Below are 25848 nucleotides of genomic sequence, written 5' to 3'. Positions count from 1 at the left end.
CACTGGAAATGCTTTAGCTGAACGACAAAGCGCGGTCGCCTTCGCTATCCTTAATGCGGGTTGGCAGGCCAATCCGGTTCAGAATGTCGAGGAAGGGCTTGGGGGGCAGTTCCTCAACATTCACCATGGTTTTCACATCCCATTCGCCGGATGCAATCAGCAGCGCAGCGGCAACCGGTGGAACACCGGCTGTGTAGGAGATGCCCTGCGAGCCGACTTCCTCGTAAGCTTCCTTGTGGTCGGCTACATTGTAGATGAAAACTTCGCGCGGTTCGCCATTTTTCGAGCCTTTGACGAAATCGCCAATGCAGGTCTTGCCTTCATAGCCCGGCGCAAGCGAGGACGGATCGGGCAGAACGGCTTTCACCACCTTGAGCGGCACCACGTCCAGCCCCTCGGCGGTTTTCACCGGTTGCTCGGACAGCAGGCCAAGATTGTTCAGCACCGTGAAAACGTTGATGTAATGGTCGCCAAATCCCATCCAGAAGCGCACATCGGCACCGCCCATGTTCCTGGACAGGGAATGAATTTCGTCGTGGCCGGTCATATAGGCCTTGCAAGTGCCGACGACCGGAAGATCGAATTCCTTGCCGATCTCAAACATTGTGTTGGTCTGCCACTGGCCGTTCTGCCAGGAATACACAACGCCGGTAAATTCGCGGAAGTTGATTTCGGGATCGAAGTTGGTAGCGAAATACTTGCCATGGCTACCGGCATTGATATCGACAATGTCAATATCGGTGATCGTGTCGAAATAGTCGTCACTGGCGAGCCTGGCATAGGCATTGACCACGCCCGGATCAAACCCGACGCCCAGAATAGCGGTGATGCCTTTTTCAGCGCAGAGTTCGCGGCGCTTCCACTCGTGGTTGCCGTACCACGGCGGGGTCTCGCAGATCTTGGCGGGGTCTTCGTGGATTGCAGTGTCCATATAGGCCACGCCGGTTTCGATGCAGGCTTGCAAAACCGACATGTTGACGAAAGCTGAACCGACATTGATGACGATTTCCACGCCCGTGGTCTCGATCAGCGCCTTTGTCGCGGCAATGTCGAGAGCGTCGAGCGCATGGGCAGTCAAGCCCGCTTCCACCTTCATGCTGTTCTTCTCGCGCACGCTGTCCACAATGGCATCGCACTTCGATTTTGTGCGCGACGCAATGTGAATATCGCCGAGAATATCGTTGTTTTGTGCGCATTTGTGCGCGACAACCTGAGCTACGCCACCGGCGCCGATAATAAGGACATTCTTCTTCATCTCACACGTAAGCCTCCATTAAATGGTGTGTTGATTGGGTCTTTTTCGCACCAGCCTTACGACAGGCTGGCCGCAAAATCATCAAAAGTGAACTGCTTGATCACCTCAACCGTGCCATCCAGCTGGCGCACGGCGATGGATGGCATTTTAACGCCATTGAACCAGTTCTTCTTGACCATCGTGTACCCGGCAGCATCGGCCATGGACAGACGTTCACCAATTTTCAGTTGGTGGTCGAACTGGAATTCGCCGAAGATGTCACCGGCGAGGCACGATTTGCCGCAGATCATATAGCTGTGGTCACCGGTGTTCGGCTCCATCTTGGCGCTCTGGCGGTAGATCAACAGATCCAGCATGTGAGCTTCGATGGAACTATCGACGATGGCGAGGTTCTTGCCATTATAGAGCGTGTCCAGCACGGACACTTCCAGCGTCGTGCTTTTGGTGATTGCCGCTTCGCCGGGCTCCAGATAGACCTGAATGCCATATTTTTCCGCAAAGGCCTTGAGTCGATCGCAGAAAGCGTCCAGCGGATAATCGTCGCCGGTAAAGTGGATGCCACCGCCAAGGCTAACCCAGTCAGCCCGCGCAATCAGATCGCCGAACCGCTCTTCGATCACGCCCAACATGCTGTCAAACAGGGCAAAATCACCGTTCTCACAATTGTTGTGGAACATGAAGCCGGAAATCTGGTCCATGACGGTTTCGATGCGGGCCGGGTCCCATTCGCCCAGACGGCTGAACGGCCGTGCCGGATCAGCCAGATCGAAATCCGAACTGGACACCTGCGGGTTGACACGCAAACCGCGCACCTTGCCCTTGGATACGTCGGCAAAACGGGTCAATTGTCCAATGGAGTTGAAAATGATCTTGTCACAGTTGTCCAGAACCTCGGCAATTTCATTGTCCGCATAGGCCACGGAATAGGCGTGGGTCTCACCGCCGAATTTCTGGCGACCAAGCTTCACCTCATACAGCGATGACGACGTTGTGCCCGCCATATACTGGCTCATCAGATCGAAAACGCCCCAACTGGCAAAACATTTCAGCGCCAGCAATGCATGGGCACCAGACTTTTCCTGCACGTAACGGATTTTCTCAAGGTTAGGCAGAAGCTTGTTTTTGTCGATCAGATAGTACGGCGTTTCAATCATCTTTATTCTCTACGCTTATGTATGAGGCGTTATGTAGACTCCCCATAGTGCTTGAGCAAATTTTTCTTGAACATTAGCGCAATATCATGGAAATTTTGTTACACACCAGATCAAATCTTCAGATTTCCGGGATGTTTTCACGAAAGACAACCTGCAATCGGGGCGGGTGATAGTCCCCGGCATCACCCTGTATAGCGCGCACCAGCATCGCAATTGCCTCTCGCGCCTCCACCCGTGGACTTTGATCGATGACGGCATCCATCACGCCGGATAGCAGAAGGCTGCGCGTAGTATCTGTGAGATCGTGACCAAGGAAAACCAGTTGGTCGGCGCGGCCTGTTTCGGACATGGCCTGCGCAATGCCCTGGTTTCCGGAGCCGATATTGTACACCCCGGAAAGATCGGCGTGGCGGCTCAACAGCGTTCGCGCTTCCTCATAAGCGCGCACCCTGTCATCGCCGCTTTCGCGTAGTTCGACGATGTCCAGATGCGGAAAATCCTCGCGCACAATATGGCGAAAGCCCATTTCCCGCTCCTCATGCCCACGATAGGAGAGCGAACCGGCAAACAGCGCAATTTTGTGGCTTTCACCCTTGCCCAACAGGCGGGCCAGCAGGTAGCCCGCCAGCCGTCCGGCGGCGCGGTTGTCGATGCCGACATAACCGATGCGGGGAACGTGGAGAATGTCCGACACCAGCGTGATGACAGGAATTGTCGCCGCTGACAGTGCCCGCATGGCTTCGCGCACGATGGGATGATCGAGCGCGATGACGCCGACGCCTTGCGTGTGTCCGGCCAGTCCATGCAGGGTTGCCGCCAGCCGGTCCGGGTTGAAGCCTTCAACGGCGTGAATGGTGACCTCCAGCCACGGCTGATGGGCCGCCTCCGCCAGCAGATGCCGATGCAGTCCGTTCATGAAACTGTTGGTGCCAGCGGGCACCACAAAGTCCAGTTTCACGCGCTGGTTGCCGTTGGTGGCCGTGGTGTGCCCGTCGAAATAGCCAATGCGCCGGGCGACCGTCAGCACGGTGTTGCGGGTGCGCTCTTTTACGCCTGGCCGGTCGTTTAGCACACGGTCGACGGTGGCCGTCGAAACACCAGCTTCGCGGGCTATGTCAGTCAGGGTTGAACGCACTCTACGCCCTTTGTCTATGACGGGTTCCTACAACTTGATCATTTGCGGCTCGCTTGCTCAAGCTCTAAACCGAAATGAGGCCAATACTGATGTATAATGATTGGAATTGATGTTGACAAACATCATGATGTTTCGCACCATTCACGAATTCTCCGGGAGGGAGAACGGTGCAGCCGGGTGACAGCGTCGGCGCGCACGTGGGAGGAGATCACCATGGAACCAATGGAAGGGCTTCAGCCCGACCCGATTGTGCGTGTGCGCGATTATCAGATCGGCTGCATCGGCGCGGGCATGATCATGGCGGAATGCCATCTGGCCGCCTACCGGCAGGCCGGTTTTCCCGTCAAAGCCATCGCATCGCGCACCCGCGAGAAGGCGGAAGCCGTGGCGGCTCGCTGGGAGATCAAGAGGGTCTACGATACACCGGAAGACCTTTTGGCGGACGCTGATATCGACATTGTCGATATCGCCTATCCGCCCGACCAGCAGCCGCAGCTTATCCGGCTGGCGCTGGCGCAACCGCATATCAAGGGGGTGCTGGCCCAAAAGCCGCTTGCGCTGACGCTGGAAGAGGCCGTGCTGCTGCGTGACGAGGCAGAGGCGGCGGGAAAGATCCTGTCGGTTAACCAGAATATGCGCTACGACCAATCCATGCGGGCGCTGAAACAGGTGCTGGAGCGGGGCGATCTCGGACAGCCGGTGCTGGCAACCATCGAGATGCGGGCTGTGCCGCACTGGCAGGGCTTTCTGGAGGCCTATGACCGGCTGACGCTGGCCAATATGAGCGTTCACCATCTGGATGCGCTGCGGTTTCTGTTTGGTGAGCCGGAGGCGATTTCGACGGTGACCCGACGCGATCCGCGCACCACATTCGAGCACACGGACGGAATCACCATATCGACCCTGACCTTTCCCGGCGGCCTGCTGGCGGTGTCGATGGAGGATGTCTGGGCAGGCCCGAGGGGCGAGGGCATCGACAGTGATCATTACATCAAATGGCGCGTGGAAGGCACGGACGGCGTGGCCCAGGGCACGATCGGCTGGCCGGACGGGTCGCCTTCGACCCTGTCCTACATGTCGCAAACGACGACCAATGGGCACTGGGTCCATCCGCAATGGGACACGATGTGGTTTCCCCACGCTTTTATCGGCGTGATGGAGCAGTTGCAGTACGCGCTGAAATCGGGCGAACCGCCCGCGCTGTCCGTTGCCGATAACGTCAAGACCGTGGCGCTTGTGGAGGCGGCGTATCGTTCGATTGCCGAAAAGCGCACGGTTTTTCTTTCGGAAATTTCGACCAGCTCTGACGTCCAAGGGAGGACATCATCATGATGCAGACCGGCATATTTACAGGCTATTTTCCATATGGCCTGACGGAAACCGCGCAAAAGATCCGGGCGCTGAACTTCAACACCGTGCAACTGGATATGCACTTCAAGGATATCGACGTGTCCGCTGGCCAGATCACGCCGGACAAATGCCGCCAGATTGCGGGCACCTTCCGCGATCATCACCTGCCGATTTCGTGTATTTCCGGCTACACCAACATCATCCACCCGGACCCAGCGGAGCGCCAGAAGCGCGTTGGCTACCTCAAGGAAATCATTGCCCACGCGCAGTATCTTGGCACACCCTATGTCATTTCCGAAACGGGGACGTACAACACCGAGTCCGACTGGGTGCACCACCCGAAAAACAAGACCGAGGAAGGTTTTGAAGAATGCCGCAAGGTCATAGCCGATCTCGCGCAGCATGCCTATGACCACGGTGCCGTGTTTCTGCTGGAAACCTACGTGAACAATGTCGTGGGGTCGGTGGAGGAAACAGTCAGGATGTTTGCGCAGGTCGATCATCCCGGTCTTGGCCTGTTGATGGACCCGACCAACTATTTCGAGGCGCACAATATCGACCGCATGGATGAGATTCTCAATCAGGTGTTCGATACCCTGTCGGACAAGATCCGGATTGGCCACGCCAAGGATGTAAAGCGCTCCGGCGATGACAAGGCGGAAAAGCACGCTGACATTGGCGATGAGGACGCGCTGGAAAGCCACACCTTTCGAGGCGTTGGCGAGATCGAACTGCCCGCGCCGGGTTTGGGGTCGCTGAATTACGATCTCTATCTCAAACGGCTGGCGCAAAAACATCCCAACATCCCCATCATCATCGAGCATCTGGACGAGAGCGATGTGCCACGGGCCAAGACGTTCCTGGATGGCAAGCTGCGCGCGCAGGGGCTTTAGGGAGCAACGATGGTTGAACTTTACGGAGAGGTCCGGTCGCGCCGCGATCTGGCGGCCAGTGCCGGATGTCTGTCACAATTTGCAGGCGTGCGGCTGATGACGCTGGGCGACGGGGTGGAGCGCGGTATTCGGCTGCTGGAATTTCGCAGCGGCAATGGTTTGCGGTTTACCGTGCTGGTGGACCGCGCCATGGATATCGCTGATTGCGAGTACAATGGCGTGTCCATCGGCTGGCATTCTCCGGCAGGTTTCAAGCATCCGGGTCTCAACGAGTATGAGGGCGAGGGAGGGCTTGGATGGATGCGGTCCTTCTCCGGCCTGATGGTGACCTGTGGTCTGGATCATATCCTGTTCATGTATGACGAGCCTGCCGATCATTATAACTATACGCCCCGAAAGAAGGTGAGCCACTCCATTCACGGGCGTATCGGCACCATACCGGCGCGGCTGTCCGGCTATGGGGAACGCTGGGAGGGGGACGAATGCTTCCTCTGGTGCGAGGGCGTGGTGACACAGGGCACTGTTTTTGGCGAGCATCTGGAACTGACGCGGCGGATCGAAATCCGCGTTGGCAGCCATGATATCTCGATCACGGACAGGGTGGTCAATCGCGGCTTTTATCGCACGCCGCATATGTTCTGCTACCACATCAATGTCGGTCACCCCATCCTCGCCAGCGGGTCGCGATACCTTGCGCCGGTGCGCGATGTGGTGTGGGCGGCCCATGCGGGTGACAATTATGCGCGCCAGCGGGTGGGGTATCGCACCATGCCCGGCCCGCAGCCGCATTTCCACGAACAGGTCTGGCAGCATGACATGGCAGCCGATGACAAGGGTGCGGTGGCGGTGGCGCTTGTCAATGACCGTTTGGCCATCGGGTTTGAAGTGGTAACGCGCAAGGACCAGTTTCCCTGCATGTTCGAATGGCAGAATTTTCAGGCCGGGCAGTATGCGCTGGGCATAGAGCCCTCCACCAACCATGTGCAGGGCCATGGGGCTGCGCGCGAACGGGGTGAACTGATCTGGCTCGACCATGGTGAGGAACGCCGTTACGATACGACCCTGCGCATTCTGCCGGATAAACAGGCGATTGCCGCGTGTGAGGCGCGCATAACGACTATCTGCCAGCAACCGGATGCGGATTTTCCGACGCCCTCCGGCAATCACCGGCCGATCGAGGGACGTGACAGAACAGGAAGTTAAAATATGTCAGTTGCCAACAGAACCATTCTTTACACCGGGGCCGCTGGCGGTCTGGGCACCGAAACCACGCTGGCATTTTTACGGGCGGGCGCACATGTTGTGGCGCTGGACAACAATCCCGACAAGATTGTGCGACTGCAAGCGCAGGCGAGCAACGAAGGCTTGAATGGCCTGACGCTTCGCTCTGTCGATCTGTCCGATCTGGCCGGTCTGCGTCAGACGCTCAATGGCCTGTCGCAGGAGGTTGGCGGTTTCGATATCGTTATCAACAATGCGGCCATCTACCCCTCACGCCCGTTCGATGAGTACACTCTGGAAGAGATGCAACTGGTGCAGCGCATCAATGTGGATGCGGGCATTGTGTGCGTACAGGCAGCCCTTGGCCATATGCGCGCGCAGCAATGGGGCCGGATCATCAATATCGCCAGCATTACGTTTTCCGGCGGCTGGGCCAATATTGCACCCTATGTGCAATCCAAGGGCGCGCTGATTGCGCTGGCGCGGGCATGGGCGCGCGAATTTGGCGGCGATGGTATTACGGCCAACGCGGTTTCTCCCGGTGCTTTTCCAACCGATGCGGAGAAAATCCATCCGGACCCCGAAGGCTATACGCGGTTTGTGCTGGAGCACCAGTCGGTCAAGCGGCGCGGCACGCCTGCCGATATTGCCAATGCGCTGTTGTTTTTGGCGTCCGATGCAGCGTCGTTCATCAGCGGGCAGACGCTGAATGTCGATGGCGGATGGGTGATGACCTGAATCTTTGCCCTCCCGATTTGGCTTCAAGATTTGACACTGGTCGCGACCACAGGGCATATCATTGGTTAACATGCGGGGGTGAGAAATGAGCAAACCTGTCTATATGGCCGTAGGTTCGGTAACGCGGGAAACCCCGTACTATCAAAATGCGCATGGTACGGGCATTCAGATGCTGTTGCTCAACGAGGATACGCTTGAGACGACACTGCTGGCCAGCGCACAAGGGGTGGACAACCCGACGTTTCTAAGCGTGGATGCGGCTACCGCCACCTTGTACGTCAACTCTGAAGTCTTCGGTTGGGTAGAAGGCACCATCAGCGCGTACCGTTTTAACGCAGATGCGTCCTCGCTGACCTATATCAACAAGCAGGTTTCGCAGGGCAGTATCACCGCCTATAACGCGATCTCGGCGGACGGCCGGTTTTTGCTTGCAGCCAATTATGCCGCCGGGCGGGGTGGGCCGGATCAGTCCGTCGTGGCGCTGCCGATCCGTGAGGATGGCGGTCTTGGACCCGTCAGCGGCGGTGCGGCGCATTCGGGTGCAGCACTCCATGACCCGGAACGGCAGGAGCGCAGCCATGCGCATTGCATCGTCCAGACCGTGGACCGGACGGCATGGCTTTGCGCCGATCTCGGGCTGGACCAGATTTTGATCTATACGCTGGATGAAACGGGCGCACTCGCACGCACCGGAGCGGTCAACCTGCCGGAAGGCTCTGGGCCGCGCCACATTACCCAGCAAGGAAACGGCCAACTGGTCTATGTCAGCAACGAGTTGACCTCCACCGTCTCGGCCCTGTCGTGGGACGGTCACACGCTGACACTGCTGCAAACCGTGCCGACAGCGCCACACGGATTCGACACCCACGGGGCTGACATTCACCTTTCGCCGGACGGGCGCTATCTCTACGCGTCCAATCGCGGGCATGATTCCCTTGCGGCTTTTCGAGTGGATCCCCAGACGGGACTGCTGACATTCATCGGGTACACGCCCTGTGGCGGCAGAACGCCCCGCAATTTTGCCATCACCCCTAGCGGGCGGCATGTGCTGGTCGCAAACCAGAACAGCGACCATATCGCCTTGTTTGCCTGCAACAGCGAGACCGGCGCGCTCAGCGATACCGGCAAACGTATCGAGACGGGCACGCCGGTCTGCATCCGGCTGTTTGTTTTGTGACAGGGGAGCGCGACCAGCCTGGGCGAAAGTCCCGCCGCAAGGGCGCGGGCGTGACCATGGCGGATGTGGCACGCGCTGCCGGTGTGTCCATGCAGACGGTATCACGGGCGCTGCGATTTCCAGAAACAGTGACGCCCGACACGCGCAAGCTGATCCAGACCGCCATCGACAAAACCCACTATGTGCATAATCTGGCGGCCAGTCATCTGGCATCCAGCAAAAGTAATACGGTGGCGGCGATTATCCCGACGCTCTCAACCTCGGTGTTTGCGGAAACCATTCAGCATTTTTCCGAGGTGCTGCACGCGGCCAACTATCAGATTTTGCTGGGCAATACCGATTACGATGCAGCCAGAGAGGAAGCGGTGCTGCGCAGCCTGCTGGGCCGCCGCCCGGATGGCATTTTTCTGATAGGCACTCACCACTCGCGCAACAGCATTATGCTTTTGAAACGCGCGGCCATTCCGGTTGTGGAAGGTTGGGATATGACGGAGAAGCCCATTGACCGGCTTGTGGGATTTTCCAACAACGCGGCGATGATCGAGATGGCCCGGCATCTGGTATTACGGGGCCGCCGCCGCATCGTGTTTGCCGGTGTGCTGCGCAAGGGCGACAGCCGCGCTGCCGAGCGTCGCAACGGGTTTGTGGACGCCATGCGCACGCTCTTTCCGCAGGAGGAGCCGCGCCTCTGCCTTGCATCGGACCTGCCTTTGGATATGGCGTCGGGAGCGCTGTTGCTGGCACGGGTTCGTGACGCGTTTGCCGACGCTGACGCCATCATGTTTTCAAGCGATATTCTGGCGTCCGGTGCGCTGCTGGAAAGCCAGCGGCGTGCGATACCGGTGCCACAAACCCTTGCCATCACCGGCTTCGGTGACTTTGAAATGGCGCGCCACCTGATCCCGTCGTTAACGACCGTGGCGGTGCCCGCCGCTGATATTGGCCGGGAGGCTGGCCGTTTGCTGCTGGCCGGTATTGAGGGCGATCCGCCATTGCAAACGCGCATTGATGTGGGCTTTACCCTGATGATACGCGAGAGTGGATAATCAGGGCAGCGCGCACTACAGCGCCACCAAAACGCAAAGTAATTTCATCCTAAACCGATTCCGATTCAAGAAATTGTGCAGTGGTGCTCGAAGTTGGTAAGAATGTCGCATCCGGTCGGGGTTACATGCAGCATCCATTCCAGCCGGACGCCCCCGACATCCGGGTCGAAAGCTGTAGGCTCGACCATGATGACCATTCCTGCTTCCAGTGCTTTCCGTTCATAGGCCACCAGCCGCGGCCATTCATGCACGCCGGTGCCGATAGAATGGCCGGAGTGGTGGGCCGTGGTGTAGCCGTGGCGGGCAATATGGGCTTCCAGCGCCTGATCCAGATCACCGACGATCAGACCGGGCCGCACGGTCTCGACAGCCAGTTCCAGTGCGGATTTCGCAGCGGAAAACAGGTTGCGATAGCCGTCCGTTGCCTCACCCACCATAGCGGACGCGCAACTATCGCCCCAGTAGCCGCCGACGCGCGGTGCCAGATCGCAGATCACCGGATCGCCCGTTTGCAGAATGCGCGTATCCGGCCAACCCATGAAGGCGGAGGTTTTTTCTTTGCCGGAGATGAAATCGCCGGTCAGGGGCACCCGCCCGCCCGCGCGTGTCTCCATGGCAATGCGGATATCGGCAAAGATGTCCAGCTCCGTGCGCCCGGCCCGCGCCGCGTTGACGAAAGCCTGTTGCCCTGCGGATGCCGTGAGCGCCGCCTCTCGCAACAGTTCAACCTCCCGCGTGGTTTTGATGGCGCGCACCTGCTGGAAAGCGGCGGTGACCGAAACCTGTTTGAACGCGGCGATGGAGTCCGCCAGGCTTAAGGGAAAGCTCTGCGGCTCCAGCGCAAGGGTGCCGCCAACGTTGAAGCGCACCAGGAGATCGTTGACCGAGCGGATATAGTTGGCTGCAATATCGGTCGGCTCCCTAAAGGAGAACCCCTCATAGGTCACAATGGGGTTGGCCCAGCTTTCCGTGCCCGCCTCCAGATTGGTGATGACCAACCCGCATTCGCCGTTGACGCCGACAATCGCAACGGCAGGCCCGCCCGCAAAGGGGGAGGGCCCCGTTTCAATCGGCACGATGTGGCCGCAGGCGTAGGCGACGCCATCGGGACTGGTGAACAGGCCCCAGTCCGCGCCGGACGCCTTGATGGCGGCGATGGTCTTTGCAAGGCGCTCGTCCATGGTGGGTCCTCAAATCAGCGTGCGAATGTGTTGGTCTCGACCATAGGCAGCCACCAGCAGCAGGATCAAAACACCGAGGGCAGCCTGCACCATGGCTTCCGAAAGGCCCATGCCGATGAGAAGCGTGCGCAGTTCTATCAGCACCAGTGCGCCTGCAAGCGTGCCGACGAAGCCGCCGCGCCCACCAATCAGCGCCGTACCGCCAATAACCACTGCCGATACCGTTTGAAACAGGTAGGGCGCACCCACATTGGCGCTGGACGAGCCGGTAAAGCCCAGCAGGAAAATGCCTGCAAGGGCGGCAAACACGGCGCTCAACGCAAAGGTCATGGCCCAGAGAACCACCGGGCGGATCAGCGCCAGTTCGGCAGCCTTGGGGTTGGAGCCCAGGGCATACAGCTTTCGGCCATAGATCGTGCGGCGCAAGACGAACAGGACGGCGACGGTTAAAACCACCGTGAACGGCACCAGCCACGGAAAGGGCAGCGGGCCAACGGAGCCGCCCAGCGACACAAACGTGTTGATGAATGGCGGGGCCGATCCTGTCGGCAAGCCTTTTGTCCAGATTTGCACGCCCGCTTGCACGATGGTGCCGACGCCCAGCGTCACGATCAATGGATGCACCGAAAGGGCGGCTGAAATGGCACCGGAAAAGGCACCGATGAGAGCAGCCGCGCCCAGCACGATGGCAAAGATCAAAAGCACCGGAACGCCGCTGCCGTAGAGGCTAGCGAAAACGACATTCGCAAAGCCGATGACGAACGGAATGGAAAGATCGATACCCCCCAGAATCATCACGAGCGTCTGTCCCAGCGCCGCCACGGCCAGCAGGCAGCCCAGCACCAGCATGGCGCGCACCGAAAATAGGCTGGAAAAGCCCGGAATGAGCATTGCGCCGATGGCGAAAATCAAGACGACGCCAACGAAGGCAACCAGTGCCCGATTGCTGACAAGGGTTCTGGTCATTGCGGCCTCATCCGGTTGCGCAAATAAAGTTTCAGCTTTTCAGAGTTCAGGCAGACTGCCAGCACCAGCACGATGCCGTAGGTCATCTGCAGGACGAAGGTGGACACGTTGAACGCGGTCAACATGCTTTGCAGCAGAAAGATATCTGCAGCCCCGAGAAACGCCGCCGTCATTCCACCCACGCCGCCCGCAAGGCTGACACCACCCAGCGCCACGGCGGCAATGGCAATCAATGTATAGCCGGGGCCGATATTGGGATCTCCGGACCCAATCAGGCCGGTGAGCGAGAGTGCCGCCAGCCCGGCAAACAATCCGGCCAGCACGTAGGCGGTGAACCGCACCGCAGGCACGTTGACCCCGGACGTATAGGCTGCGCGATCATCGCTGCCCACCGCCATCAACAGATCGTAATAGGGCAGCCGGCGGATAATAAGCCAGATCACCACGGCTGCGCCCACCGGAATAAACGAGAGCCAGCCGGAGAAGGCGGACAGCCAGGCCGGAACGGTGCCCGCCGGAGATGGCAGGATGACCAGCGTAAGGCCCGCATAGATCAAATAGGTGCTGAGCGTGGCGACGATCGGCTGGATGCGCAGGATTGCAGCCAGAAAGCCGTTGAGCACGCCCGATGCCAGACCGAGCACCAGCGCTGCAGCGACGAGAACGACGGGCGAACCAATACCCGCAGACGTGATGAGAACCTGCACGATAATCACATTGATCAGCCCCATCAGTGGCCCCACCGACACATCGATGGAGCCGCGACCCGCCAGAAACGGAATAGTGACCGCCAGCGAGGCGAGCAAAAGCGGCGCGGCCAGACCCAGCACCGAAAGCCAGTTGGTCGGGGAAAAGCGGGCGGGGTTGAGCACGATATTGATGACAAGCAGAACGACGAACAGCAGCGCGGCCAGCCGGGTATCGGCCCGCGCGGCCAATATCGTGCGCCATGCGCCGCCCGCACGCGGGGTTGTTTCCGTGGGGGTCATAGGGCAACTTCCTTCTGGCCGAACATGGCTGCCATCACACGGCTCATGCTCATGTCCTCGCGCGCAATTACCTCTGTGCGCTGGAAGTCCCGGAAGATCGACACGCTGTCGCAGATTTGCAGGATTTCCTCGATCTCGCTGGACAGAATGACCAAAGCGATCTGTTCGTCACGCGCCAAAGTGCGAAACGCATCGTAGAATTTCAGTCGCGTGTTGAGGTCTACACCACGTGTCGGATCGTTTAACAGCATAACGCGGGGAGACAGGGCCAGAAGCCGTGCCAGCAGGACTTTCTGCTGGTTGCCGCCACTGAGTGCCGTGATGGGTGCCGACATGGCAGGATATTTGATCGAGAGGAACTCCGTGTAACCGGCAAGGCGTTGTTTCTGCTTCTTCCGGTTCAGAAAACCGGCAAACGAAAACTGCGGCATGGAAGGAATGCCAAAATTGTCCAGCACCGATAGTGCGGGAAAAATACCGGACGCGCGCCGGTCTCTCGGCAGATACACTACGCCCTGTTGAGCCGCTTGCCGATGATTGACCAGCCGGATACCGCCGCCCGCCCGTGTCTGCACTGCCACATGGCAGGATTGCATGGCGCCAAGCCCGGCCAGCGTTGTCAGGAACTGTTCCTGCCCGTGGCCTTCCAGCCCGGCAAGTCCAATGATTTCGCCCGCGCGGATGGTGCCAGAAACAGGCTGGCGTCCGGGCTTTAGCACAATGTCGTCGTAGCGCAGCAAGGTGGGTCTATTGGGCATGAAGATGCGCCTCCGGTGCCATGAGGTCCAGCAGGCGCTGGCTGCTGATCTCGGCACGCTCCAGTGTTTCGATGACGCGGCCACTGCGCAACACCGTAACCCGGTCCGAGAGGCGGCGAACCTCTTCCATGCGGTGGGAGATAAACACGACGATATTCCCAGCACGCGCATAGTCTTCAACGGCGTCAAACACGAGGTCGCGGTCCGCGTAGTCGAGCGCCGCCGTCGCCTCGTCCAGCAGCAGAATGGATGGTAGGCGCACGAATGCACGGGCAATCACCACCAGTTGCAGGGCTGCCAGAGGCAGGCTTCCGGCGTTGCCAGCGACATCAATGGGAAAGCGGGCCAGAGCCGCCATCAACGCCCGTGCGGTTTCCAGACGTTTGCGCCGGTCATGCGCGCGGCGGATGAAGCCATCGCAGCCAAGAAAAATATTGTCCGTTACCGAGCGGTGCGGCGCAATCAACACCTCCTGAAACACGGTGGCAAGGCCAAGCCTTTGCATGTCAAAGGGCGATCTGGCGTGAATGTCCTGTCCGTTCATCACCACGCGGCCTTCGCTGGGAGCGACAACACCGGAGAGGATTTTCAGCATCGTGCTTTTGCCGGAGCCGTTTTCTCCCAGAATGGTGTGGATGGCGCCCGGCTGGAATGCAACGGTCGCATCGCTCAGCGCCACGGTCTGGCCGTAGCGTTTACCCAGCCCCCGGATTTGAAGAGTGCTGACAGGCAAGGTGGTTCTGGCCGCCCCGAGATGGGACGCCATCAGCGCTTCCATTCGGGAGGGGGAAGGGGTGTCCGGCATGCGGGTATTGCCTCTGCGTATCATGGGAATGCAACGCGTGAGAGCGCCGTGCGTGCAAAGGCGCGCGGCGCTCCGGCTCGTTACGGTGTGCAGGACGCCGGTGTCTTGGCGAAATCGTAGAGCGGTGTGGCTGCCCCATTGGTGAAATAGCCGTTCAGCACATCTTCCGGGAATGGGTCGGCGGGCGGGACCGGGAAGATGGAAGTCGAGTCCGGCTTCATGCAGTCCTTGTACCAGGTGGGCAGATCGGCCTGCGTGATCAGCGGCATGGGTGCGATGATCGTATTGACGATGGGCGTTTGCCCTTCCACCACCCGCAGGGCCACGCGGAACGCATTCTGTGCGGCGACATGGGGTGAAACCTCACCGCCGTAGAACTTGAAATCCGCCTGATTGGCATTCCAGAAGCCCAGCGCATCACCGGAAATGGAAGCCGCAATCAGCGGAAGGGGACGCCCGGCCTGCTGAAAGGCTTCGGCAATAAACCGGGCTTCGCTGCCGGTCGACCAGACGGCATCAATGTTTTGGGGCGTGGTAGCCAGTGCTTGCAGAACGGCGGATTTCGTAGTCGTGCCGGTCCACTCGCCGCTGACCTTGCGGGCGATGGTCAACCCTTTCGCCTCGGACACGGCCTTGTCCAGTCCGGCATTTTCCTGCTGGACCAGCGGGTGGCCGGAAATGCCTTCCACCTGCAAGATAGTTCCGCCATTCGGCAGAGCCTGCGCTATGCCCTTGCCCATCTGGTAGCCCCAGAGGTTCTGGTTGTGCATGACGTTGATGGAGTGGGGGGTGGTGACCGCGCCCGCCGACGTGATCACCGGAATACCCGCCTTGTGTGCATCCTCGATGACCGCGTTCAGCGCGGTTGAGGACCCGGCAATGGTGGTGATTACGGAGCAGCCCTGCTCGATAAAAGCACGTATCTGCGAAATCTGCTGGGTGATGTCATTGTTGGAATCAGACACAATGAATTCCGACACGTCGCCGGAGGCCTTCGCCCCTTCAACCAGTCTGGCGAGTTCGCCGTTGAAGGTTACACGCCATGGGTTGCCCATATAGGACTCCGAATGACACCATTTCCAAGGCTTGGCCGGCGCCTTGAAATCGGCGTAGAGCGATGGGCCAACCTCCACCGCATCCGTGTAGAGTGCCTGCAGATTTTGCGGCAATTTTGAAAGTGCGTCTGCCCGATCCTGTGCCTGTACGCCCGTGGCTGCGATTGCGACCACACTGAGCGACACGGCAGACAGGGTTAACCTTACGCGTGACTGCGACATGTTCATTCCTCCCATGGCGACCTCCCGCCAACCTCACTGGTGAAATAACTATTCATAAAAGAATGCTGTCGTCAAATAAAATGTTAGCGCTCACTCTGGACATTCGACAAACTTGTTGTAACGTCCGGCCAATCACGAACCGGCGGGAGGCATTTGCTATGGGAATTTTATCGGGCTTTCGGGTGCTGGACTGCTCCATCGCCATGGCAGGACCCTTCGCAGCGCAGCGGCTTGGCGATCTGGGTGCCGATGTGGTGAAAGTGGAGCCGGTGACGGGCGAGTGGCAGCGCCATGTGGCGGCTGGCGGCGCGGAGGGCAACAAAGTCAATGTGTCGTTCCTGTCGCTCAACCGCAACAAGCGTTCGCTGGCCATCGACCTGAAAGCACCCGATGGCAAGGAAGTTTTGGTAGAATTGGTCAAAACCGCCGATGTGTTTCTGCAGAACTACCGCCCCGGCGTGGCAAAGCGGCTGGGTGTTGATTACGAAACGCTGTCGGCCATCAATCCCCGGCTGATATATGTGTCCATTTCCGGCTATGGCGAAGATGGGCCTTACGTCAACCGTCCGGGGCAGGACCTGGTGTTGCAGGGCATGTCCGGTGCCATGCTGTCCGCCGGGCGGGAGGGCGAGGCCCCAACGGCTGCCGGGCAATATCTGGTGGACGCCATTACCGCCTACACCGCGTTCGAAGGGGCTCTGGCTGCCCTGCTGCATCGTGAGCGCACGGGCGAGGGGCAACTGGTGCAGGTCAATATGCTGGATTCCATCACCGCCATTCAGATGCAGGAACTGTCGGTGTTTACCGTTGGCCACAAGCCACAGATCCGGTCTGCCGAACCTCATGCCCATGTCTATATCCGTTCGCCCTATGGCGCATTTGCAACCAGCGACGGCTTCATCATCGTGGCGTTTCCAAAGTTGAAAACGCTGGGTGAGGTCATCGGGGAAGACAGTTTTCTGACCATGCAGGACGATGTGGATACGTGGACGCACCGCGACGCTATTTTTGCCAGAACCCGCGAGCGGCTGAAGACTAAAACATCACAGGAATGGCTGGACGCCATGCGCGCTGCCGATATCTGGTGCGGTCCCGTCTATGGCTATGCCGATCTGGTCGAAGATGAGCAGATTTTGCACAACAAAACCTTTGTGGAGTATGACCACCCGACCGAAGGGCGGGTCAAGACCCCCGGTTTTCCCATTCGCTTTTCCAAGACTCCGTCAGAAGTGGAGCGCGGTGCGCCGGTCACAGGCCAGCACACCCGCGAGGTACTGGCGGAAGCGGGATATGATGAAGCGCGCATCGCCGAACTGGAAAATAGCGGTGCCGTTCTTGCAGGGTCCGTATAACCATGACCGACGACATTCTGTTTGAAATCGATGGTGCCATTGCCACCATCACACTCAACCGTCCCCAGAAGCTGAATGCCGTGACGCCGGACATGGCGAAGGCCATTGTTGCGGCAGTTCAGACCTGTAACGACAGCGACAGCATACGGTGTGTCATCCTGACTGGCGCTGGCGAGCGTGCCTTTTGTGCGGGCTCCGATATTGCCGAACTTGACACCTATCGCACCCCTTGGGAGTTTCGCAATCGGCCCGATTATTGCGATGCGTTTCGCGCGCTGTTGAAGCCAACCATTTGCGCTGTCAACGGCTATGCGCTGGGTGGCGGGCTGGAAACGGCCATGTCCTGCGATATCCGCATTGCGGCGGAAACAGCGCAATTTGCTGCACCGGAAATCAAACTTGGCTGGATTGGCGGCGGCGGCATGGCAGCCCATCTCTGCCACTCCATCGGCGCGTCCAATGCCGCGCTGATGTTGATGACTGGGGATGCCATACCCGCCCGCAAAGCCCTGGACTGGGGCCTGATCAGCGAAATCGTCGCGCCGGAAGCGCTTTTGACCCGGGCGCGGGAACTGGCCACCATCATTGCGTCGCGTGCGCCCATCGCCGCCGAAACGGCAAAGCTGAACCTGCAAGCTGCCCTATCCATGCCATTGGAAAAAGCCATTGCCTATGAGCGGGATTTACAAACCATCTGCTTTGCAACGGCGGACGCGGCCGAGGGGCGGGCGGCGTTCAAAGAAAAAAGGCCACCAGTGTTTCAGCGACGCTGAAACATGGTTACAAGACGGGGCAGAGAGGGAGAACAGCACCATGACGATTGATCAAGCAGTCTTTGCAACGGGAACCTTCGTGGGAAGGGTATGGCAGGCGGGCATTGGCCCGGTGCTGGTCGCGCTGCGCCATGGCAATGTGGTCGATATCACCGCCAGTCAGACAGCCACGATGAGCGACCTGATCGAGCGCGACGATGCGGTGGACTATGCCCGCAATGCGCCCGGCACAACGTTGGGATCGCTGCAATCGCTTCTGGCGGCGGGTGCCGAGGCGCCGCTGCGGCTGCTTGCGCCCAATGATCTTCAAGCCGTGAAAGCCTGCGGCGTAACCTTTGCCCGCTCCATGATCGAGCGCGTCATTGAGGAGCGGGCGGCAGGCAATCCGGATCTTGCCCGCGATATCCGCGGTAAGGTTACCGCCATTATCGGTGATAGCCTGCGCGACCTCAAAGCGGGATCGCCGGAAGCGGAAAAGGTCAAGACAGCCTTGATCGATGTCGGAGTTTGGTCGCAATATCTGGAAGTGGGCATCGGGCCGGATGCGGAAGTGTTCACGAAGGCCCCTGTGCTGTCATCGGTCGGGCATGGAGATGATGTAGGTCTGCATCCGGTATCCCGCTGGAACAATCCCGAGCCGGAGGTGGTGCTGGCTGTGGACAGCAAAGGCACGGTCAAGGGTGCAACGCTTGGCAACGATGTGAACCTGCGCGATGTCGAGGGTCGCTCCGCGCTGCTACTCGGCAAGGCGAAGGACAACAATGCGTCCTGCGCCATCGGGCCGTTCATTCGTCTGTTTGACGACAGCTACACGATTGACGATGTGCGCACTGCGGAACTCGACCTGACGATTGCCGGCGAGGACGGCTATGTACTGAACGGCAAAAGCTCCATGCGCGAAATCAGCAGGGATCCGCTAGATCTCGTCGCGCAGACCATTGGCCGGCACCATCAGTATCCTGATGGTTTCATGCTGTTCATGGGCACGCTGTTTGCCCCGACGGAGGACCGAGACGTGCCGGGGCAGGGCTTTACCCACAAGATTGGCGACCGGGTGACAATTTCCAACGCGCAACTCGGCGCGCTGTCCAACCGGGTTTTGTTGTCGACTGAGTGCGCACCATGGACGTTTGGCGTGACGCAGCTGATGCGCAATCTGGCAGGGCGCGGACTGCTATAGCCCGCGCCACTACAGCGCCACGCGTCAAACATGACGCGCAAAGGACGCTGTAGCACTTCAAAATTCTGCATAATTTTATCTTTAGATCGGCGCCGATTTAAAGAATTATGCAGGGGTGTCAGGCGTTTTTTGAACTGGCAATGAGCAGCGCACCCGAAGCCGCTGTGATACCGGAAAAGACGAAGACGCCGACCGGCCCCTGAAACTCGATCAACATGCCGCCGAGAACAGCACCGCTGGAAATCGCGATCTGAAAGGTTGTCAGCAGCAGGGCACCGGCGCTTTCGGCCTCATCGGGTGCAGCGCGGGTAATCAGGCTTTGCGCACTGACAGGCACGGCACCAAAACCAAAGCCCCAAACTGTCACAGCCAAGGCCGCAATAAACAGTGTTGCGCCGCCCAGAACCAGTGCAAAGGCTGTGACGCTGATCAACAACGCGCCGAGGCTAAGCGACAACGTGGTGCTGCGCTCCGATACAATGCCACCGGCAAGATTGCCAAAAAAGCCACCGATGCCGAAAGCCAGAAGAACGAGCGAGATAGCCTCAACACCCAGTTTTGGAACCTGCTCCAGAAACGGCCGAATGTAGGTAAAACCGGCGAAATGCCCTGCAACGACGAGCAGGGTCGTGAGAAGCGCCAACTGGATTTTGGGCCGCCGTAGCAGCACCGCAAAAGTGCTCAGTCCGGCAGACCCTTTGGGTGCCAGTGCGGGCATGGTTGCGGCCTGTACCGCGAGCGCCAGAACGCCAAGACCAGCGGATATGGTGAAAGCAGCACGCCAGCCGAGCGTTGCGCCAATCCATGCGCCAACCGGTGCCGCGCTGACGGTGGCGACCGATACGCCGGTGAGTATCACCGCCATGGCACGAGGCATGAGGCGTGGTGGCACCAACCGCATCGCCAACGCCGCCGACATGGCCCAGAACCCGCCGAGACCGATGCCCAGCAGCACGCGCGAAATTAACAGGGGCGTGAGACTGTGGGCAAAGCTGGCCAGCAGGCTGGATATGATCAGCATCGTCGTCAATGCCAGCAGTGTCCAGCGCCGGTCAATGTTGCGCGTGCCGATCACCACGCCGGGCCCAGCGAATGCAGCCACCACGGCGGTCATGGTTACGGATTGTCCGGCGATACCGGTGCTGATGCCAAGATCCTGCGACATGGGGGTCAACAGGCTAATGGGCAAAAACTCAGCCGTTACCAGACCAAAAACACCGAGCGACAGCGAGACGACTGCGCCCCACGCGGCCTTGCTTTCTATCACGTCCTCAAACACCTGAGGTTCATTCATTACACTATCTGTCATGCCCATCTCCTTGGGGTCCCCGCATTGGTCCGAATTGGGAGACTTCGGATACTGCAGAGTTTATCTTCAGCCGTAACTTAAGCGTGACGGATTGGCGTTTCTATGCTAATAAATCCAGAATGCTTGACGATTCGTCCAAAACGCTCCCGCGCTCTGTCGCTGATCCACTTAGCGAAATGCTGCGCGGGCTGAGGCTCGACGGTATCGAGTATGGCCGATGCCAGCCTTGCGACCCATGGGCAACGGCCTTTGCGGCCCATGAGCAGGCGCGGTTTCACTTCGTGGCGGCAGGGCAGTGCTGGTTGCAGACGCCTTCCGGCGAATGGATGGAGTTGCGAACCGGTGATGCGCTGCTGCTGCCACGTGGGGATGCGCATGTGCTGGCCAGCCGACCCGGCGTGCCGCCTCTTCCATTCGAGCAGTATGGCCGAAAATCTGTTTGTGACGGGATATTCGATCTGGAATGCGCTGAGACCAACGGCAAAACCTTGCTGTTCTTCGGCTCCATGTCCTTCAATGTCGACCGGATGCATCCGCTGCTGCAAATGATGCCGGAGGTTCTGCGCACCAGCGATCTGGCAGTCAACGAACCTGCTATTCCCCACCTGCTGGATGCGATGGCGCGCGAGGTGGAGATGGACCGTGTGGGCGCAGGAGGCATTCTGACGCGGCTTGCGGATGTGCTGACAGCCACGCTGATCCGCACATGGGTGGAGCATGGGTGCGGTGATTCGAGCGGTTGGCTTGCGGCGGTGCGCAATCCGCAAATCGGACGTGTTCTGGCGGCCATCCATCTGGAACCGGAGCGGGACTGGACCGTGGACGAACTGGCCGAACGGATGGGCGCGTCCCGTTCCGGTTTCGCCCAGCGTTTCGCGGCACTTGTGGGCGAAACGCCTGCGCGATATGTGGCACGCACCCGCATGACGCGCGCCCACCAATGGCTGCGCGAGGGCGCACGGGTGTCGGTTGTCGCTGAGCAGCTTGGCTACGAGTCCGATGCCTCTTTCAGCCGTGCTTTCAAGCGGATCATGGGTGCGCCACCGAGCCAGTTTCGCGACAAAACGAAGCCGGCTACGGGGGACCTGGCAACAAATTTCTGCGGCTGAGTGACGTGTTCACACAGCCGCAGGCGTTTTGATTTTACCAGGTATAGCGAAGCGTACCTTTCACGGTGCGGCGGTCGCCGTAGTAGGCGGTGTTGCCGAACGTATCGACATGACTGACATATTTGCGGTCGAACAGGTTGGTCGCGTTGACCGCCAGCGCCACGTTGTCGGTAACCTTGTAGTTGACGACAGCATCAAAGACCGTGCGGGATGGCAGTTTGATGCTGTTGGCATCATCGGCAAACGTGCCGCCAAAGAAGCGTGCGCCCGCGCCCAAGGTCAAATCACCGATCTTGCCTTCACCGGGGATGGTGTAATCCACCCACAATTGCGCCAGATGGTGCGGAACACGGGCAGGGCGCTTGCCGATCAGGCTGGCGGTAACATTGTCCTTGATCTGTGCATCCCAGTAGGAATAGGCGGCGGTTACGTTCAGACTGTCGTTCAAGGCTACCTTGCTCTCGAACTCGATACCGCGATTGTTGATCTCACCAACCTGATACTGCTGGGTATAGCTGGCATTCCACTGGGTTACATTGGACTGGGTCAGATCGAACAGCGCTACGGTGAACAGCGCATCGATACCGATGGGCTGGTACTTGGCACCGATTTCATACTGCTCGCCCGTTTGCGGTTTTGGCGTGCCGACAAATGTGGTGCGATTGGCAGCGACGGGAAGGAAAGACTCCGAGTAGTTTGCGTAGAGCGAAACCTCTTCCGTTGCCTTGAACGTTACGCCGGCACGCTTGGTAAAGTCCGTATCGGTTGCCCGATAGGTCCCTGCGCTGCTGATCGATTCGGACTCGGCATGATCGTAGCGTCCGCCAAGGGTCAGGATCCAGCGCTCATCCAGCGTCAGTTCCTCTTGGAGGTACACGCCACGCGTGGTCAGGTTGGTTTCCGATGCAGACGGTGCACCGAGAATGACGCAAGCGCGCCCGCAATAAACCGGGTTGTAGACATTGATCGGGCCTGCCGATCCCACCGCCAACGTCTCGTTGTTGCGGTCGCTGGTGTAGTCAAAGCCAAACAGGGTACGGCTGTCGAACCGGCCAAAATTGACATCGTATTGAAGTTGATTGTCAATCGCGAAACGGCTGAGATCGCCGTAAACAGCATAGGCGCTGCGGTTTGCGCTGAGGTCCGGGCTGCCGATATAAACGGATTCATAGGTCAGATCGGTGGTGGAGTAGCGCGCGTTCTGGCGGAATTGCAGGCCATTGTTGAAATCGTGCCGGAACTGGTAGCCGATATTGCGCTCGATGGTATTGAATTTATCGAAGTCCGGCTCGCCGACATAGGTATCCGGGCTAACCGTTGAGCGGAAGGGAATACTGTTTGAGGTGGACCCGTCGCGCTTGTTGAAGTCGGTCAGCAGTGTGAAGGATGTATCGTCGCTGGGGCTGTAGGTAATGGCCGGTGCGATATAAACCCGGTCGTCATTGGTATGGTCAATATCGGCATTGCCGTTCTGCCATTTGCTGGTCAGGCGGTAAGACCACAATCCCTCCGCATCCAGCGGACCTCCGAAATCCACACCGGTTTCCAAATGGTCCTCGCCAAAGGATGTGTAGACCTCGCCAAACTTCTGGTCTTTCGGCTGCTTGGTGATGGCGTTGACGATGCCGCCGGGACCTGACAGGCCGAACAGGGTTGAGTTTGAGCCTTTCAGAACCTCGATGCGTTGCATGCCAAAGGGTTCGATCTTCGCGTCGGTAAACACCGGTATACGCTTTGGCAAACCGTCCCGGTAGGTGCCGTTCGTGGTCTGGTAGAAACCACGGATCAGATAATGGTCGTAGCGGTCGTCGGACCCGTACGTATCCGTGGCGACACCGGGCGTGTAGGACAGCGCCTCGTCAAGATTGGTGACTGCACGCTGGCGCAGCTCTTTTTCGGTCACGACGGAGACTGACGCGGGTGCGTCCAGCAGCGGCGTATCGGTCTTGCTGCTGGTCAGTGAGTTCTTGGCAACGATGGTGGCGTCCGGGCCAACGGGCGAGGGCTTTTCACCCGATACGGAAATCGTATCGAGTGTCGCTGCTTCACCTTCGGTGGACTGGGCAAAGGCAGGACCCGCAACGAAAACCGTTGTTGAAAGCAGAAGGCCCAAGAATGCTCTATTGCGCACTGACACTACGCGTGCAGGCTCAAAGGACAGAGTTGTTGTATCGTTTGCGTTACGCGCCACAAGTGTACCCTTTATAAAGGGCATGCCAAACCGAGCATGCCAGACAATTCCACTCATTTTTTATGGAAAGATGAGTGTTCAAGTCCGGTATTGTCCGTTGGCGTACATGAGTCAATTGCAAAACAAGATTCCGCCGCAATTCAGAGAAAACTGTGGCGGAACTGTAACGGTACGGCATATGATCCGAATGGGTTTATGATCGGCCTTGCCAAAGAGCGCGGACCATCTCGTTGGCCGTGTCCGGCTTGGACTTGCCGATGAAGATCAGCACGGGGCCAAATTCGGTATGCTCTTCGTCGTAGAAATCAAGAAGATCGGGATGGCGTTGCTGAAAGAACGGCGGCAGTTTGCCGTCACGACGCAGCAGATGGTCAACGACCACCTGATCGCCATGCACTGAATTGGGAACCGGACCGCAGGAGCCTTCTTGCATCCAGTGGTGCGGGTCCGCCCGGAAGGTGTCGTAGAGGAAGCACAATTCGTCATCCTTCCAGCGCATCAACGCGGTGGAAAGGCGGCCCTTCAGAAAATAATCTTCCATTGCCGCCATGTCGTTGGCAATCAGCGCGCTCGCATTGGCTGCAAATACGGTATCCAGATCGCAGAGAACTTTCACGCCACCGCCAATATCGGGGCGGAATGCCTCGAATTTGGACCACCAGATCGGCCAGTCGTGTTTCAGGGGTATGGTCTCCACCCCGTCAATCTGGAAATCCAGATCGGTCAGGCAAACGATCCTCTCAAAACCGCGAGCGTGACGCATAGCGCCGTTTTTCAGATACTCGACCCAGAGCGGCGTGTAGCGGCCGCCGCCCTTCAACACTGTCAGGAGCGTTGCCACGGGTTACACGACGCGCAGCGCTGGGGTGACCGTTTTGGCGTCTGCCCATAAGCTGTCAGTCAGGGTTTCCAGCCAACCGGCACCCTTGGCGGCAGCGTTCGGGTCGTGCAGGGTGCCGATTACGGCGCCATCCAGGGCGCGGGCGGAATCCAGCAAAGCATGCCATTGGCTGAAGTCACCGGGCCAAGCGGGCGCGCTGACAGCGGCACCGATTTGCACCAGCGCATCGGCCTTGCGATGCTGCTCGGCAAAATACCGCCATTCCGGCATTACGATCAGCCTGGCTTTGGTGCGGGCAACTTCGTGAATGGTGTTATCGCCCGCGGACGCAATCACGATATCGGCAGCGGCAAGGTAATCGGTGACATTCGGGACCCAGCCAAGTTCGCGTAGGTTGGCAAAGTCCGTTTCGTGTCCCTCCCGGTGCGTGGGGCCCAGAACCAGCCACAGCGCATTGGGCGCGGCGCGCGCCGCAACTGTCAGCGGGGCGTAAGGCGTACCGCTGCCGCCGCCCCCGGTCAGCGTTACGATGATTTCCTGATCCGAGTTGAGGCCCAGACGCTGGCGTGCCTCCTGTTTATCAACCACGGCATCACGCGTGGTGCACAGGCCGCCCGTATAAAAGGTTTTGGCGCGCAGATAGGCGGGGTAATCGTCCTGCTCCAGCCGCTCGTCAAAGGGGGCCAGCATACCAACGCTGGATTCGTAGGAGCCGATATGGCCGATATCGGAACGCTCACCGTGCATGCGGATCTGTACCGAGGGCACACTGGCGATGCGCGACATCAGCGCGATTTCGGAGGATACATCCACAACGAACAGTCCCACGTCCCGGTCGTCCAGATGGTCAAGGATCGTGCGCATCGTACGGCGCATCTCACTTACGCCAAGCGGAACGCAATGCATGACCTGCGGTGTCGGCTGGGCAAACAGTGCCTGCGTGGGCACGGCAGCGCCGATCATGTTGGGCAGGGCAATGACTTCAATATCCCGCGAGCGCTTGTCGAACAACTCCGGTCCGGCTGTCAAAACCGAAACGGCACGATCACGGGAGAAATGCTCGGCAAGCGCCATGGTGCGGTTGGCATGGCCGCGACCCTGATGGTGGACAAAGAAGGATATGGGTTTCTGAGACATGGTTTACTGTT

At 59.0% G+C, this 25848-nt stretch carries 23 protein-coding genes; 10 read left to right on the top strand and 13 right to left on the bottom strand.

Features of this window, described 5'->3' with window-relative positions:
• Window positions 1-13: 13 nt before the first annotated feature.
• From IFT84_RS07570 to IFT84_RS07560, 3 genes are all read right to left on the bottom strand, one after another.
• A complete protein-coding gene (locus tag IFT84_RS07570) occupies window positions 14-1255 on the bottom strand; it encodes a saccharopine dehydrogenase family protein (protein WP_192118044.1) in 1242 nt (413 codons plus the stop codon).
• A 56-nt stretch (window positions 1256-1311) separates the two neighbouring features.
• Entirely contained in the window at window positions 1312-2409 is a 1098-nt protein-coding gene (nspC, locus tag IFT84_RS07565; RefSeq protein WP_192118043.1) for a carboxynorspermidine decarboxylase, read from the bottom strand.
• 118 nt (window positions 2410-2527) lie between these two features.
• Window positions 2528-3544 carry a substrate-binding domain-containing protein gene (locus tag IFT84_RS07560; protein ID WP_192118042.1) on the bottom strand — a complete coding sequence of 339 codons (1017 nt, stop codon included), beginning with the start codon at window positions 3542-3544 and terminating at the stop codon, window positions 2528-2530.
• 213 nt (window positions 3545-3757) lie between these two features.
• Between IFT84_RS07560 and IFT84_RS07555 the strand changes: the two genes are divergently transcribed.
• From IFT84_RS07555 to IFT84_RS07530, 6 genes are all read left to right on the top strand, one after another.
• Entirely contained in the window at window positions 3758-4876 is a 1119-nt protein-coding gene (locus IFT84_RS07555; RefSeq protein WP_192118041.1) for a Gfo/Idh/MocA family protein, read from the top strand.
• Entirely contained in the window at window positions 4873-5787 is a 915-nt protein-coding gene (locus IFT84_RS07550; protein WP_192118040.1) for a sugar phosphate isomerase/epimerase family protein, read from the top strand. The genes IFT84_RS07555 and IFT84_RS07550 overlap by 4 nt, the downstream gene beginning before the upstream one ends.
• A gap of 9 nt (window positions 5788-5796) precedes the next feature.
• Window positions 5797-6990 (top strand): aldose 1-epimerase family protein, encoded by a 1194-nt coding sequence (locus tag IFT84_RS07545; RefSeq protein ID WP_192118039.1) that lies wholly within the window; start codon window positions 5797-5799, stop codon window positions 6988-6990.
• Between the two features lie 3 nt (window positions 6991-6993).
• Window positions 6994-7746: an SDR family NAD(P)-dependent oxidoreductase gene (locus IFT84_RS07540; protein ID WP_192118038.1), complete on the top strand. Its 753-nt coding sequence runs from the start codon at window positions 6994-6996 to the stop codon at window positions 7744-7746.
• A gap of 85 nt (window positions 7747-7831) precedes the next feature.
• Window positions 7832-8923 (top strand): lactonase family protein, encoded by a 1092-nt coding sequence (locus tag IFT84_RS07535; RefSeq protein ID WP_192118037.1) that lies wholly within the window; start codon window positions 7832-7834, stop codon window positions 8921-8923.
• Window positions 8920-9969 (top strand): LacI family DNA-binding transcriptional regulator, encoded by a 1050-nt coding sequence (locus tag IFT84_RS07530; RefSeq protein ID WP_342212842.1) that lies wholly within the window; start codon window positions 8920-8922, stop codon window positions 9967-9969. Before IFT84_RS07535 ends, IFT84_RS07530 begins: the two co-directional genes overlap by 4 nt.
• Before the next feature lie 65 nt (window positions 9970-10034).
• On the opposite strand, the gene IFT84_RS07525 is transcribed toward IFT84_RS07530, so the two are convergent.
• From IFT84_RS07525 to IFT84_RS07500, 6 genes are all read right to left on the bottom strand, one after another.
• Window positions 10035-11150 carry a M24 family metallopeptidase gene (locus IFT84_RS07525; RefSeq protein WP_192118036.1) on the bottom strand — a complete coding sequence of 372 codons (1116 nt, stop codon included), beginning with the start codon at window positions 11148-11150 and terminating at the stop codon, window positions 10035-10037.
• A gap of 9 nt (window positions 11151-11159) precedes the next feature.
• Entirely contained in the window at window positions 11160-12116 is a 957-nt protein-coding gene (locus tag IFT84_RS07520; RefSeq protein WP_192118035.1) for an ABC transporter permease, read from the bottom strand.
• Entirely contained in the window at window positions 12113-13105 is a 993-nt protein-coding gene (locus IFT84_RS07515) for an ABC transporter permease (RefSeq protein ID WP_192118034.1), read from the bottom strand. The genes IFT84_RS07520 and IFT84_RS07515 overlap by 4 nt, the downstream gene beginning before the upstream one ends.
• Window positions 13102-13863 (bottom strand): ATP-binding cassette domain-containing protein, encoded by a 762-nt coding sequence (locus IFT84_RS07510; RefSeq protein ID WP_192118033.1) that lies wholly within the window; start codon window positions 13861-13863, stop codon window positions 13102-13104. Before IFT84_RS07510 ends, IFT84_RS07515 begins: the two co-directional genes overlap by 4 nt.
• Window positions 13853-14668 (bottom strand): ATP-binding cassette domain-containing protein, encoded by an 816-nt coding sequence (locus IFT84_RS07505; RefSeq protein WP_192118032.1) that lies wholly within the window; start codon window positions 14666-14668, stop codon window positions 13853-13855. Before IFT84_RS07505 ends, IFT84_RS07510 begins: the two co-directional genes overlap by 11 nt.
• An 80-nt stretch (window positions 14669-14748) precedes the next feature.
• Window positions 14749-15945: a substrate-binding domain-containing protein gene (locus IFT84_RS07500; RefSeq protein WP_192118031.1), complete on the bottom strand. Its 1197-nt coding sequence runs from the start codon at window positions 15943-15945 to the stop codon at window positions 14749-14751.
• A gap of 158 nt (window positions 15946-16103) precedes the next feature.
• Here IFT84_RS07500 and IFT84_RS07495 point away from each other — a divergent pair, with 158 nt between their 5' ends.
• The 3 genes from IFT84_RS07495 to IFT84_RS07485 are packed head-to-tail and all read left to right on the top strand — an operon-like array spanning window position 16104 to window position 19250.
• Entirely contained in the window at window positions 16104-17297 is a 1194-nt protein-coding gene (locus tag IFT84_RS07495; protein WP_192118030.1) for a CaiB/BaiF CoA transferase family protein, read from the top strand.
• 2 nt (window positions 17298-17299) lie between these two features.
• Window positions 17300-18070 carry an enoyl-CoA hydratase/isomerase family protein gene (locus IFT84_RS07490; protein WP_192118029.1) on the top strand — a complete coding sequence of 257 codons (771 nt, stop codon included), beginning with the start codon at window positions 17300-17302 and terminating at the stop codon, window positions 18068-18070.
• 40 nt (window positions 18071-18110) lie between these two features.
• Entirely contained in the window at window positions 18111-19250 is a 1140-nt protein-coding gene (locus tag IFT84_RS07485; protein WP_192118028.1) for a fumarylacetoacetate hydrolase family protein, read from the top strand.
• Between the two features lie 118 nt (window positions 19251-19368).
• Here IFT84_RS07485 and IFT84_RS07480 read toward each other — a convergent pair whose 3' ends face one another.
• Window positions 19369-20559, bottom strand: coding sequence for an MFS transporter (locus IFT84_RS07480; RefSeq protein ID WP_446737577.1), 1191 nt, complete (start codon window positions 20557-20559; stop codon window positions 19369-19371).
• A 119-nt stretch (window positions 20560-20678) separates the two neighbouring features.
• Here IFT84_RS07480 and IFT84_RS07475 point away from each other — a divergent pair, with 119 nt between their 5' ends.
• On the top strand, window positions 20679-21668 hold the full coding sequence (locus IFT84_RS07475; protein ID WP_192118027.1) for an AraC family transcriptional regulator: 990 nt from the start codon (window positions 20679-20681) through the stop codon (window positions 21666-21668).
• A gap of 34 nt (window positions 21669-21702) precedes the next feature.
• Here the strand turns inward: IFT84_RS07475 and IFT84_RS07470 are convergent, their stop codons facing one another.
• From IFT84_RS07470 to IFT84_RS07460, 3 genes are all read right to left on the bottom strand, one after another.
• Entirely contained in the window at window positions 21703-23781 is a 2079-nt protein-coding gene (locus tag IFT84_RS07470; protein ID WP_244651128.1) for a TonB-dependent siderophore receptor, read from the bottom strand.
• 271 nt (window positions 23782-24052) lie between these two features.
• A complete protein-coding gene (locus tag IFT84_RS07465) occupies window positions 24053-24700 on the bottom strand; it encodes a hypothetical protein (protein WP_192118025.1) in 648 nt (215 codons plus the stop codon).
• Between the two features lie 3 nt (window positions 24701-24703).
• On the bottom strand, window positions 24704-25837 hold the full coding sequence (locus tag IFT84_RS07460; protein ID WP_192118024.1) for a glycosyltransferase: 1134 nt from the start codon (window positions 25835-25837) through the stop codon (window positions 24704-24706).
• Window positions 25838-25848 lie beyond the last annotated feature (11 nt).

This window comes from Rhizobium sp. CFBP 8762 (assembly GCF_014841565.1).
Lineage (GTDB): Bacteria > Pseudomonadota > Alphaproteobacteria > Rhizobiales > Rhizobiaceae > CFBP-8762.
The sequence above is the reverse complement of the archived record's forward strand: the minus strand, read 5'-3'. Positions and strand labels throughout refer to the sequence as shown.